This window comes from Nocardia sp. (assembly GCF_025465275.1).
In the GTDB taxonomy this organism is placed as follows: Bacteria; Actinomycetota; Actinomycetes; order Mycobacteriales; family Mycobacteriaceae; genus Nocardia.
This window is the reverse complement of record NZ_JAODNK010000012.1, coordinates 17,425-31,758: the sequence shown is the minus strand read 5'-3', so window position 1 is coordinate 31,758 and position 14,334 is coordinate 17,425. Positions and strand designations below refer to the sequence as shown.

General features: G+C 69.1%; 1 pseudogene. It reads right to left on the bottom strand.

Annotation, left to right across the window (positions count from 1 at the left end):
* Nucleotides 1-67: 67 nt before the first annotated feature.
* Nucleotides 68-14,257: pseudogene (locus JWN03_RS03285) on the bottom strand (non-ribosomal peptide synthetase); the annotation flags it as partial.
* Between the last annotated feature and the right edge of the window lie 77 nt (nucleotides 14,258-14,334).

Here is a 14,334-nt window from a genome sequence, read left to right as displayed (position 1 = left end):
CACACCTTCGCTGTGGTTCGTTAGTGCCGGTCTACGGCCTATGCAATCGACGCGATAACGGTCGATGTTACGGAGTGGTCTCGCGGCCGTGCTCGGCGAGTCCGCCCAGGGCCTGTACCCAGCCCTCGACGAGTCGCTTGATCTGCTCCAGGTCGAGCACCGCGCCCGCGAAGTCGAAGCGGGCGACGAGACCGTCCTGTGTGGTGTCCACCGTGACGTCCAGATAGAGGTCGTCGGCGACCGGCTCCGGATACACCCGGGCGGGTCGCAGATCACGGTAGCGGAAACCGATGCGACCCACCGGAAGTCCGGCGATTGCGGCCGCTGTGTCGGGGTTCAGATGCTGCAGCAGACCGAAGCCGACACCCTGCGAGGGCACGTCGCGGCGGCGGTCGCGGATCTGCTCGAGCACCGATCCGGCGGCCTGGCCGCCGCGCCGCACTTCCTCGAAATCCACGCCGTATACCCGCAGCGCGAAGGGGTACGGGGTGCTGAACGCGCCCACGGTGCGATGCCCGGCGGGATCGCCCGGCACCCGGCCGTCGGCGACCAGCTGCACCACCGAACCCAGTGCGCGGCGGACCGATTCGCCGCTGTCGTCGAGCAGGGTGACGGCGAGCGCACCGAGCAGCACCTCGTCGATGGTGGCGTCGTAGCGGCGAGCCACGGTATCGACGGCCGCCGCGCCTTCACCGGTGATGGAGACCGATACCCGGCCGCGGGCGATCGGCCCCTCACTGTCGCCGAACACCTCCGCCGGATCCCGGCCCTCGGTGGCCGAGGTCAAAGAGGCGCGCCACCACTCCAATTCGATGACCGTCGGGGCGGCGACCGCGCGGTCCGCGAGCCCCTGCGCAATGCCGACCGGATGCGCGTCCGCGCTGGGCGGCGTGGCATGTCCACCGGACCAGGAGGCCGTCAGGTCTTCGATAATGGTGCGCCACGAGGTGTCGTCCACCACCAGCCCGTTCGCGACCGCGACCAGCACCGCCGCAGGGCGATCGACGGGATCGAGGCCCGGGTCGGCCTGTGCGCCGGCCATGAGCACGAACCGAATATTGCGGCCCTTCTCCGGATCCAGCTCCGCCGCGGCGGCGTGGATGACCGCTTCGATGGGATCGCCCACCGCCTCGACCGAGGGATCCAGCTGCCAGACCATGGCATCGCTCGAATTCGCCTGTGCCGGAATGTCCATGACGGCCGCTTCGCCGTCGCGGCGCAGTCGCGACCAGAGTGCGGGGTGCCGGTCGAGCAGGGTGCGCACCGATCGCCGCACCCGGGAGCCGGAGACATCGGCGGCGATATCGAGGGTGATCGCGCGGACCCAGAGTCCGGACGGCTCGACCTCGAGCAGGCTCACCGCGCCCGCAGGCAGCGGAGACACCTTGCCCACGGCGGTGAGTCGCGGTCCCATGATCGGCGGCGTGGCCGGAGCCGCGGCATCCGGCTCGGCAGCTTCCGGGACTACCGCATCGGGACCCTCCTGCGCTGCCGCATCGGGACTCTCCTGCGCTGCCGCATCGACAGCGTCCCCCGATCCCCCGACGACAGCGTCCCCCGATCCTCCGGCATAAGCGTCGGGAGATCCCTCGTCGTCAGCGACCGGCGATCCCTCGCCGAGGGCGTCCCGAGCCCCGCCTCCCGCAACCCGCCGTGATCCCTCGGCCGAAACCTGCTGCGCTTCCTCGGCGAAGGCATCCGGACCTGCACCTGCGGCGGAGTCTGCGGTTTCCCTTGCGGCCGAGGCTGCTTCGGCGGCAGAGGTGCCCGGCGTCGATTCGGCGATCTCGCCGGTGTCGAAGCCGGAGAAGAGCTTGTCGACGAACGCTTCCGCATCGGCAGCCGGGAAGTCGTCGGCGGCAACGTAATCCGAGGCCGAGTCATAACCCGCGCCCGTGTCGGATTCCGTGGCCACGTACGCCTCGTCGGCCGCACGCAGCTTCAGTCCTGCGGGCGGTGCGTCGAAATTGATGATCGGCAGCACCTGGGTGGTGGCCCAGTCGGCGTCCTCGACCGCTTCGCCTGCGGCTTCTTCGCGTGCGGCAGGCGCACTTTCGCGCTCGAGCAGTGCGGCAAGCTGCGGCCCGATGACGGCATATGCCTCCGCCGTGGTCAGCAGCTGATGCGTGATCGGCACGACGTGATCGGTAATGGATCCGCTGACGAAGCCCCGCCAGTCGTCGGGCGAGTGCGGGTGATCGTCGCCGCGCCCCTGCTCGGCCGAGAACAAGTCCATCTGCCCGTCGAATACCTTCGGCCGGTACTGCGCGCCGAGTTCGACGGTGTGCACCGCGCCCCGGTAGATCCGGCGCAGCCGTTCGACGGTGAGGACCGCGAGGTCGGCGGGGATGGCCGCATGCAGTGCGGCCAGCGCCTCATCGCTCAGATCGCTCATATCCCCGTCGGGGAAGGCTTCCTCGCCGACGCCGAGCGCCGCGAATTCGTCCCGCACCGCGGCGGTGAAGTCGGCGAATTCGGCGTCGGGATACGCGTCGAGATTGGCGAGTACGTCGACCCGCTGACCCTCGGCCTGCAGTTCGGTGGCGATGGCGTGGGCCAGAATGCCGCCGAGCGAGTAGCCGAGCAGGCGGTACGGGCCCTGCGGCTGCACGTCGCGCATGGCGGTGACGTACCGCCGTGCCACCTCCTCGAGGGAGGCGGGCAGGTAGTCGGACTCGGTGAGCGCCGGGGACTGCAGGCCGTACACCGGCTGATCCGCGGGCAGGAAGCCCACCAAACCGGCGTAGCACCAGGACATTCCGACCATGGGTGGCGCGCAGAACAGCGGCGTCCGGGAGCCGGTGGCACGGATCGGCAGCACCACGGCCATCGCGCCGTCGGCGGCCGAGTCGTAGTCGTGGCTGTTCTCCAGCGCCGCGCCGATGCGGGTGGCGAGGCCGGTGACGGTCGGATCGGCGAAGAACCAGGCGACCATGACCTGGGCGCCGGATTGCTTGCGCAGCTTGCTCACGATCTGGGTGGCCAGCAGCGAATTACCGCCGAGCGCGAAGAAGTCGTCGTCCACGCTGACCCGCTCGACCTCGAGCACCTCGGCGAAGGCGGCCGCGATGGTCTCCTCCAGTGCGGTGGACGGCGCCCGGTATTCGCGTTGCCGCAGTACGGGTTCCGGCAGCGCCTTGCGGTCGAGCTTGCCGACCGGGGTGAGCGGAATCTCGTCGAGCACCACAATGGCGGTGGGCACCATATGCGGCGGCAGGCTCAGCGCGGCGTACGCCTGCAACTGCTCCGGGTCGAGGGCGGTGCCGAGCACGTACGACACCAGAACCGTTGCCCCGGCGCTGTTCTTGCGCCCGACCGTAATGACGAAGTCGACATCCGGGTGCCCGCCGAGCACCGCGTCGATCTCGCCGAGTTCGATGCGGAAGCCGCGAATCTTCACCTGGAAGTCGGAGCGCCCGACGTAGTCGAGTTCCCACTTCGTATCCGGCAGTGCGGTATTGCCGCCCCGGTCCGCCGGATCGGCGTACCAGCGCACCACATCGCCGGTGCGGTACATGCGCGATCCCGCTGCGCCCCAAGGATTTGCGACGAAGCGCTCGGCCGAGAGCCCCGCCCGATTGCGGTAGCCTCGCGCGAGCGCGCCACCGGCCAGGTACAGCTCCCCCGTGACACCCGGCGGCACCGGGTTCAGGCGGCCGTCCAGCACCAGCGCCGACATACCGTGCACCGGTGTGCCGATGGTGATGTGGCGGCCCGGCGTGAGCTGCGCGTAGGTGGAGATGATCGTGGTCTCGGTGGGACCGTAGGCATTGTGGTAGACCCGGCCCGGCGCCTTCCAGCGGGTGACCAGCTCCGGCGGCGTCACATCGCCGCCGATCGAAAGCATGACGAGCTGCGGCTGTTCGGCCGGATCGAGGGTGCTCAGCACCGCCGGGGTGAGCAGCGCGTGCGTCACGTTCTCACTGCGCATGAGTTCACCGAGCTCGGCGCCGCCCAAGATCTCCTTGGGCACGATCACCAGGGTCGCGCCGATGTAGAAGGCGCACACCCATTCCAGCACCGACGGATCGAAGCTGGGCGAGCAGTTGTGCAGCATCCGGTGCCCGGGGTCGAGTTCGTACCGGGCCACCGCGTAGTCGGCGAGTCCGCCCACACCGGCGTGGGTGACGGTGACGCCCTTGGGCATACCGGTGGACCCGGAGGTGTAGATGACGTACGCCGGATGCTGCATGCGCAGTGGCGCAAGGCGATCCGCGTCGGTCACGGGTGCGGCCGAGTGGTCGACGCACTGTTGATCGGTCGCCGGATCGTCCAGGCACAGCCACTCGAGCGTATCGGGCAGGCCGTCCAGATGGGCCTTACCCGTGATGCCGATAATGGCGCCGGAGTCGATCACCATGTGCCGCACCCGATCCGCCGGATAGGTCGGGTCGATCGGTACATGCGCACCGCCCGCCTTGGCGACGGCGAGCACGGCCGCGACCGTCTCGAACGAACGCGGGAAGGCCACGGCGACAAGCTTTTCCGGCCCGACGCCGCGCTCGATGAGCACTCGCGCGAGTTGCGACGAGTAATCGTCCAGCTCGCCGTAGGTGATGGAGTGCCCGCGGTAGCGCACCGCGATTCGGTCCCGGCCCAGGCGCAGACCGGCGGTCAGCAGATCGGGCAGCAGCCCGGTCGCCATGACCTCATCGCCGTGCACGTGGGTGAGCAGCTGGTATTCCTCGCCGCCGAGCAGCGTCAGATCGCCGACAGGCGTCTCGGGGCTAGCGACAATGGCGGCGAGCAACCGCTGGAAGCGGTCGGCGAAGACTCCGATGGTCGCGTAGTCGAACAGGTCGTGCGCGAAGGTGAAGGCCGCCTGCAGGCCCGCCGACTCGCTGCTGCTCACGGTCAGCGACAGATCGAACTGCGAGGTCTCGACCTCGGATTCCAGTGCGGCGATGCGCAGTTCGGGCAGGTCGACATCATTGTCCGGCAGGTTCTGGAAGGCCAGCATGACCTGGAACAAAGGATTGCGGGCGGTGGAGCGCTCCGGATTGAGCAGATCCACCAAGCGCTCGAACGGCACCTCGGCGTGTGCGAAGGCGCGCAGATCGGCGTCCTTGGTGCGGGCCAGCAGCTCATCGAAGCGCAGTTCGCCGGATACCTGGCTGCGCAGCACGAGCGTATTCACGAACATGCCGATGACGTCGTCCAGCTCGGCCGCGCCGCGACCGGCGACGGGCGTGCCGACGGCAATGTCGTCGGTCCCGGACAGCCGGGCCAGGAATACGGCCAGCGCGGCGTGCACCACCATGAACAGCGTGGCGTGCTGCTCCCGGGCGATCCGCTGCAAACCCTCGTGCGTCGCGTCGTCGATCGCGAATTGCACACTGCCGCCACGGAAGGACTGCACCGGCGGGCGCGGCCGATCGGCGGGCAGGTTCAATTCGTCGGGCAGTCCGGCGAGTTCGGTCCGCCAGTAGGCGGTCTGCCGCGAGATCAGGCTGTCCGGATCGTCCTCGGATCCGAGCAGTTCGCGCTGCCACAGCGCGTAGTCGGCGTACTGCACCGGCAGCGGCGTCCAGTCCGGCGCGGCATGCGCCGAGCGCGCCATATAGGCCATGACCAGATCCCGGGCCAGCGGCCCCAGGGACCAGCCGTCCGAGCTGATGTGATGCGTGATCACCACCAGTACGTGCTCGATCGTGTCGGCGACATCCAGGCGGAAGAGCTTGACCCGCAACGGAGTATCGCGCGTCACCTCGAACCCGGCGGTGAGCAGTGCACCCACCCGCTCGGCCACCGCGTCGACGCCGATGAGCTCGGGTGCCAGCTGTGGCACCGCCTGTTCGGCGGGCAGGACCACCTGATGCGCCGTGCCCCCGGTCTCGGGGTAAATGGTCCGCAGCGTTTCGTGCCGCTCCACCAGATCCGCGACGGCCTGCTGCAGCGCCTCGGTATCGAGTGCGCCGGTGAGCCGCAGCGCGATCGGCAGGTTGTAGGCCGAGGAGGTGGGATCGAACTGGTTGAGGAACCACATGCGCTGCTGGGCGAGGGACAGCGGCACCTGTTCGGGACGCGGCCGCGCCACCAGCCTGGGGCGCGGCGCCGCCGCCTCGGAACCCGAAACCCGCTGTGCGAGTGCGGCAACCGACGGCACTTCGAACAGGTCCCGCACCCCGAGATCGGTATCGAGCGCGGCGTTCACGCGTGCGACGACCCGGGTGGCGACCAGCGAATTGCCGCCGAGCGCGAAGAAGTCGTCGTCCAGACCGACCCGCTCGAGCCCGAGCACCTGGGCGTATACCTCCGCCACGGTCTGCTCGGCCTCGGTGACCGGAGCCCGGAACTCGTGCGCGGCCGCGAAGTCCGGCGCGGGCAGCGCCCGTCGATCCAGCTTGCCGGAAGGGTTCACCGGGAAATCGTCGAGCACCACGAACGCGGCAGGCACCATATACCCCGGAAGCCGTTCCGCGAGTGCGATTTTCAGCTCGGCGACATCAACCGTGCGCCCGGCGACGGGCACAACGTAGCCGACCAGCTGATCACCGAGCCGCTCGTCACCGCGCAGCACCACCACCGCGCGTGCGATGGCATCCTGCGCCGTGAGCGCCGCTTCGATCTCGCCGAGCTCGATCCGCAGGCCGCGCAACTTCACCTGGAAGTCGGTGCGGCCCAGGTACACCAGCTGACCACGATCGGTCCACCGCACCAGGTCACCGGTGCGGTACATGCGCGCTCCGCGCACCCCGAACGGATCGGCCACGAACCGGTCCGCGGTCAGGTCGGCGCGACCGTAATAACCGCGCGCCAGCTGCGCACCGGCCAGATACAGCTCCCCCGCCATACCCGGCGCGACCGGATGCAGCCGCGCGTCGAGCACATATGTCTGCGCGTTCCATACCGGCGCGCCGATCGGCACCGCACCCGAAACCTGTTCGCCGACAGCGGCATAGGTCGCGTGCACGGTGAATTCGGTGGGGCCGTAGAGATTATGCAGTTCCGCGCCGGAGATCCGGCGGAAGGCGGCGACCGCATCGCCGGTGAACGCCTCACCCGCGACCAGCAGTGTCCGCAGCGAGGTGAGCGCCGCCGGGTTCGCGCTCTCGGTGAAGGCGCTCAGCATGGACGGCACGAACGAGGTCATGGTGATGCGCTCGGCGGCGATCACCTCGGCCAGGTACGCCGGATCACGGTGCCCGTCGGGCGTGGCGATCACCAGGCGGGCGCCGACGGCGAGCGGGCCGAAGAGCTCCCAGACCGACACATCGAAGGTGGCCGGGGTCTTGAGCAGCACCGCGTCATCGGCATCGATCGCGTATTCGCTGGTGATCCAGCTGACCTGGTTCACCGCGGCGGCATGCGACACCGCTACACCCTTGGGCCGTCCGGTCGAGCCGGAGGTGAAGATGACGTACGCGGTATTCGCACCGTGCAGCGGCGCGAGGCGCTCGGCATCCTGGATCGGGGCGTCGGAGTAGCCCGACAGCTCGATCGCGTCGATGACCGCCACCGGGCCGTCGTACCCGAAATCATCACTCCGCGTGGTGAGTACCCACGCGGGCCGCGCCGTTTCGAGAACGTGCTCGAGGCGATCGGCTGGCTGATCCAGATCCAGCGGCACATAGGCGCCACCGGCCTCCAGCACGGCATAGATGGCGACGACCAGGTCCACTGAGCGCCGAATACCCAGCGCCACCAGCGATTCCGGCCCCACACCCGCGGTGATCAGGTGCCGCGCCAGGCGATGCACCCGCGACGCCAGTTCATCGTAGGACAGTTCCCTGCCCTGGAAGCGCAGCGCCGCGGCGTCCGGTGTCCGCACGGCACGGGCTTCGAACTGCGAGAACAACTGTCCGGCAGGCAGTTCCAGCGCCGTGTCGTTCCAGTCGGTGAGCACCTTGCGGCGCTCGTCGAAGCCGAGCACGTCGATATCGCCGACCACCCGGGTCGCATCGGCCGTGACCGCGACCAGAATCCGCCGGAAGCGATCGGCGAAGTGCTGCACCGTCGCCTCGTCGAAAAGATCGGTGGCATAGGTGAACAGCCCGGTCATGCCCTGCGGCGTGCCGTCGGCATCGGTGCGTTCACCGACGGTCAGTTGCAGATCGAACTTGGCCAGCGGCACATCCAGTTCCACCGCGGAGACCGAGACGCCGGACAGTTCCAGTTCGGAAGTGGCCAGGTTCTGGAAGGTCAGCATGGTCTGGAACAGCGGATGCCGAGCCTGCGAACGGGCCGGGTCCAGCACCTCGACCAGGCGCTCGAACGGCACATCGGCATGACCGAAGGCGGCGATATCGCTGTCGCGCACCGTATTCAGCAGTTCGCCGAAGGAGGCGGCCGGATCGATCTCGGCGCGCAGCACCAGCGTATTGACGAACATGCCGATGAGGTCGTCGAGGGCGGCGTCACCGCGCCCGGCGACCGGCGCGCCGATGGCGATGTCACCGGTGCCCGACAGTCGCGCCAGCAGGGCCGCGAAGGCCGCGTGCACGACCATGAACAGCGTGGCGTTGTGGTCCTGCGCCACCTTGTGCAGTCCGGCGTGCACGATCGCGTCGATCTCGAAGACCAGGGTGGCGCCGCGGCCGGAGGCCACCGCGGGGCGCGGGCGGTCACCCGGCAGTTCCAGCTGATCCGGCAACCCCGCCAGCGCGGTGCGCCAGTGGTCCAGCTGCCTGGTCAGCAGTGAGTCGGGATCGCTTTCCGCGCCGAGGATTTCGCGCTGCCACAGCGCGTAATCGGCGTACTGCACCGACAGCGGCGTCCACTCCGGTTCCCGGCTCTGCAGGCGGCTCAGGTACGCGGTCATGAGGTCGCGGGTGAGCGGTCCGGCGGAGAAGCCGTCACCGGCGATGTGGTGGACCACGCACACCAGCACGTGATCGTCGGCGGCCAGGCGCAGCAGGCGCAGGCGCAGCGGCGGTGCGGTGGTCACATCGAAACCGGCAATGGCGGCCACGGCCACGGCGGCAACAAGATTCGCCTCGGTGGCATCCACCATCGGCAGCGAGGGCATGGCCTCGGGATCGTCGCCGGACAGCACCACCTGGTGCCCGACACCGTCCTGCTCCGGGTAGATGGTGCGCAGCACCTCGTGCCGCTCCACCAGATCGCGCACGGCGGCGCGCAGTGCGGGCACGTCGAGCGGCCCGGTGATGCGCAGCGCGGTGGGCAGGTTGTAGGTCGCCGAGGCGGTATCGAAGCGGTTCAGGAACCACATGCGCTGCTGGGCGTAGGACAGCGGAATCTGTTCCGGCCGCTGCATCGCGCGCAGCGGTGCGATGAGTGCGCCGACGTGCTCGCCGAGGGTGCCGGCGAGTTCCGCCACGGTCGGCGAATCGAAGAGCGCCCGCACCGGCACCCGGGCGCCGATGGCGGCGCCCAGCCGGGCCACCACCTGGGTGGCGCTGAGCGAATTGCCGCCGAGTTCGAAGAAATCGTCGTCCGCGCCGACCCGTTCCGCACCGAGGACGGAGGCGAACACCTCGGCGACGGTCCGTTCGGCGGTGGTGGACGGAGCCCGGTAGGCCCGCGCCTGGAACTCGGGAATCGGCAGGGCTTTACGGTCCAGCTTGCCGCTGGCATTGAGCGGCATGGCATCGAGCCGCACCACGGTGGCCGGCACCATGTACGACGGCAGCGCCGCGCGGGCATGCGCCAGCAGCGCGGCATCACCCACTCGCGCACCGGATTCGAGCACCACGTAGGCCACAAGTCGATCGCCCGTCGCACCCCGCACCAGCGATACCGCGGCACGATGCACCGCGTCGTGACTCAGCAGCACCGTCTCGATCTCGCCGAGCTCGACGCGCTGACCGCGCAGCTTCACCTGGAAGTCACCGCGGCCCAGGTACTCCAGCGCATGACCCTCGACGGCGGGATCGGCCACCCAGCGCACCACATCGCCGGTGCGGTACAACCGCTGCCCGGCTTCGTGCGCGACGAACCGTTCCGCCGTCAGCGCGGGCGCACCGAGATAGCCGCGCGCCAATTGCGCACCGGCCACATACAACTCACCGGCCGCACCGAACGGCACCGGCTGCAATTGCCGATCCAGTACGTGCACACGGGTATTGGCGACCGGGCTGCCGATCGGCACCGCGACGCCCGCTGATCGGTCCGCGGGATGCGCGGTGACCACGGTCGCCTCGGCCGGGCCGTACCAGTTGACCAGTGCCGTATCCGGCAGCGCCGCACCGAACTTGGTGGCGGTCTCGGCGGACAGCGCCTCACCGGCCGCGAACACCCAGCGCAGCTGCGCCGAAGCGGGCACCGCCGAAGTGGCCACCCCGTCGAGGTACGCCTCGAGCATGGACGGCACGAAATGCACCGAGGTGACGCCGTAGTCGGCGATCATGCGCGCGATGTAGGCCGGGTCGCGGTGCCCGTCCGGCTCCGCGATGACCACCGCGGCGCCGGTCTGCAACGGCCAGAACAACTCCCACGTGGAGATGTCGAAGGTGATCGGCGTCTTGTGCAGCACCACGTCGCCCGCACCGTGCGGGTAGGTGCGCTGGGCCCAGCGGAACTGGTTGGCCATCTGCCGGTGGGTGATCACCACGCCCTTGGGACGACCGGTGGAACCGGAGGTGTAAATGACGTACGCCGCATTGTCCGGCCGCACAGCAGCCTGATCGAAGTACTCGATATCGGCGGCACCCGCCACGGCTTCTACAAAGAAAAGCGGTACACCCGAAGCGGTTTCGAACGAATCGTCACCGCGGGTCAGCACACACACCGGGGCCGCACCGGCCAGCACATATTCATTACGCTCGGCCGGATGGTCCGGATCGACCGGCACGTACGCGCCGCCGGAACGCAGCACGGCGTAGAGGGCGACAACCAGATCGATGCTGCGCCGCATGGCGACCGCGACCCGCGTCTCCGGTCCGACGCCGCGCAGCGTGAGCTCCTGCGCCAGCCGCCGCGACCGCGCGTCGAGCTCCGCATAGGTCAGCGTGGTGTCACCGAACATCACCGCGAGCGCATCGGGCGTGCGTGCCGCCTGGGCGTCGAACAGCGTCAGCAGCGTCGAATCATCGAGCAGCTCATCCACTTCGGTGGCATTGACGGTCTCGAGTGCCACACGCTCGCTGTCGATCAGCGCGTCCACATCGGCGACCCGCGCCTGCGGTTCGGCGCCGAATCGGCCCAGCAGCAACTCGAGCCGCTCCGCGAGCGCCTCCGCGGCCGTGTTGTCGAACAGATCGCGCAGGTACTTGAGATTGACCCGCAGCGTCTTGCCCGGCATCACCATGACGGTGACCGGGTAGTGCGTGCCATTGGCCGCCGAGGTGCCGAGCAGGCCCACGCCCTCGATGGGTGCGGCCGCTTCGTCCAGAGCCGCATCGTCGACCGGGAAGGAGGCGAACACCACCAGCGAATCGAAAATCCCGTCTATGCCGGTGATTTCCTGGATTTCGCCGAGGCCGAGGTAGTGGTGGTCCAGCAATGCCGCCTGCTCGTCCTGCAACTGCCGCAGGACATCGGCGAGGGTGTCGGCGGCATCCAGCCGCACCCGCACCGGAATAGCATTGAGGAACAGGCCGACCATGGTCTCGATACCGGCCAGCTGCGGCGGGCGGCCGGAGACGGTCGCACCGAAGACCACGTCGTCACGATCGGTGCTGCGCCCGATGAGCAGACCCCACGCCGCCTGCACGATGGTGTTCACCGTGACACCGCTTTCGGCGGCCACCGTACTCAGCGCGGCGGTATTCGCGGCGGACAGCTCGAAGCCCAATTCGCCTATGCCCGCAGAGATTTCGCGCGACCGATCGACCGGCGCGAGCGGCGACGGCTCGGTGAATCCGGCGAGCGCCTCCCGCCACGCGGCCCGCGCGGCTTCGCGATCCTGGCCGGCCAGCCAGGCCAGGTAGTCCCGGTAGGACCGCACCGGCGGCAGCAGCGCCGGATCCCCGCCGAGCGCGTAGAACGCCAGCATGTCCTGCATGAGCAGCGGCAGCGACCAGCCGTCGAGCAGAATGTGGTGGCTGGTGACGAACAGCTGATACCGCTCCGGAGCGGTGCGCACCAGGGTGAACCGCAGCAGCGGGGCGGACCGCATATCGAAGTGGCCGCTCATTTCGGCGGCCATCAGCCAGTCGGTGCGCGCGGGCGCGGCACCCGGCTCGCGATCGCCGAGATCCATATAGCGCCAAGGCACTTCGAGATCGTCGACGACCACCTGGAGCGGATTGCCGGCGGAGTCCTCCGCGAAGGCGACACGCAGGTTCACATGCCGGTCCAGCATGGCCTGTGCGGCAGCGCGCAGTCGCGGAATATCGAGTTCACCGCCGAGCTCGACGGTGAACTGCACCATGTACGCATCGACCGACGATTCGGCCAGCAGCGCGTGGAAGAGCATGCCCGACTGCAGCGGGGTGAGCGGCCAGACATCGGACATGGCCGGGTAGATCTCTTGCAGCCGTTCGCGATCCGCGGCGCTGATCTGCACCAGCGGACCGGTGGACAGCTCCAGTTCGCCGGAACCCGGCGCCACCGATTCGGCGAGCTCCGCCAGCCCGGCCACGGTGCGCGCGGCGAAGACGTCCTTGGCCTTGAACGCCACGCCCTGCGCCCGCGCCCGGGAGACGATCTGAATGGAGGTGATGCTGTCGACGCCCAGGGCGAAGAAATCGTCGTCCAGACCGACCTGGCCGACCCGGAGCACCTCGGCGAAGATATCCGAGATCAGTTGCTGCGCAGGTGTTTCCGGAGCCCGATAGGCGGTGACCGTCAGTTCCGGTGCGGGCAGCGCCGCGCGATCGAGTTTGCCGACGGGTGTCAGCGGGATCTCGTCGAGCACCGTGATCCCGGCGGGCACCATATGCGGCGGCAGCGTGCTCTCGGCCAGCGCCGTCAGCTCGGCCACATCCACGGTGACGCCGGGAGCGGCGTGCACATAGGAGACCAGAACCGTTGCGCGGTCCTGCACCTCGTGACCGACGGTCACCGCGAAATCGACGGACTCGTGGCCGGCGAGCACGGCGTCGATCTCCCCGAGCTCGATCCGGAGCCCGCGAATCTTCACCTGGAAGTCATTGCGCCCCAGGTATTCCAACTCACCGGCAGTGGTCCAGCGCACCAGGTCGCCGGTGCGGTACAGCCGGGAACCATTGTCGTCGAACGGGTTCGCCACGAACCTGGTCGCGGTGAGCCCGGGTCGCCGATGGTAACCACGCGCCAGCAGTACGCCCGCCACATACAGTTCGCCCGCCACACCCGGGGCGACCGGCCGCAGCCGCTCGTCCAGCACGTACTCGACCGCACTGCGAATGGGCGTGCCGATGGTCACCGGGCGCTCCGGCGACAACTCGGCGCTATTGGTCCAGATGGTGGTCTCGGTGGGTCCGTAACCATTGAGCAGCAGCCGCTCGCCCTCGGCGATCGGAGTCACCCAGCGCCGCACCACTTCGGGCGGGCAGGCCTCACCGACGGCCACCACGATGCGCAATTCGTCCAGCCCGTTCGGGTCCATGGACGCCAGCACCGACGGGGTGATCACCGCATGGCTGACCGACTCCCGGGCCAGCAGCGCACCCAGGTCCTCGCCGCCGAAGACCTCCGGCGTGGCCACGACCAAGGTGGCCGCCGACCCGAGCGCGATGAGCTGCTCGTAGAGCGAGGCGTCGAACGAGGGTGACGCCACCTGCAGCACCCGGGACTCGGGCGTGACCCGGAACCGCTCGCGCAGCTCCTCGGTCACGCCGGACAGACCCGTATGCGAGACGACCACGCCCTTGGGCAGGCCGGTCGACCCCGAGGTGTAGATCGTGTACGCCGGATGTTCGGCCCGCAGCGGCCGGACCCGGTCGGCATTGGTCACCGGTTCCGCCGGGTAGCCCTGGGTGAGCTCGGCGAGTTCGTCGGTGTCCAGTTCCAGCCAGGTCACCGCGTCCGGCAGCTCCGCGCCGCGGCCGCCGACGGTCAGACCCAGGACCGCCTGCGAATCGGTGACCATGTGCAGCACCCGGTCGGCCGGGTAGTTCGGATCGACCGGGACGAATCCGGCACCAGTCTTGGCGACTGCCCAGATGGCGAGCACCGACTCGACCGACCGCGGGATCGCGAGGGCCACCAGGTCCTCGGGCCCCACACCCCGGTCGATCAGCAGCCGCGCCAACCGGGTCGAGCGCTCATCGAGCTCGGCATAGCTGAGCTGCGCATATGCCTGCGCGGCATCGGCCAGGACGAGGGCGACCCCGGTCGGGTTGGCCTCGACCGCGGCCGAGAGCAGCTGTGGCAGCGTGGGGACGCGGGGACGCCTGGTGCGGGTGGGCCGTACACGAGCTGTACGGGTCATGCGCGCACCGCCCGAATCGCGCTGTGCCGCTGGCCGACCACCCGAATCATGAAGATGTCCCTCATCCTGTCCGTTGT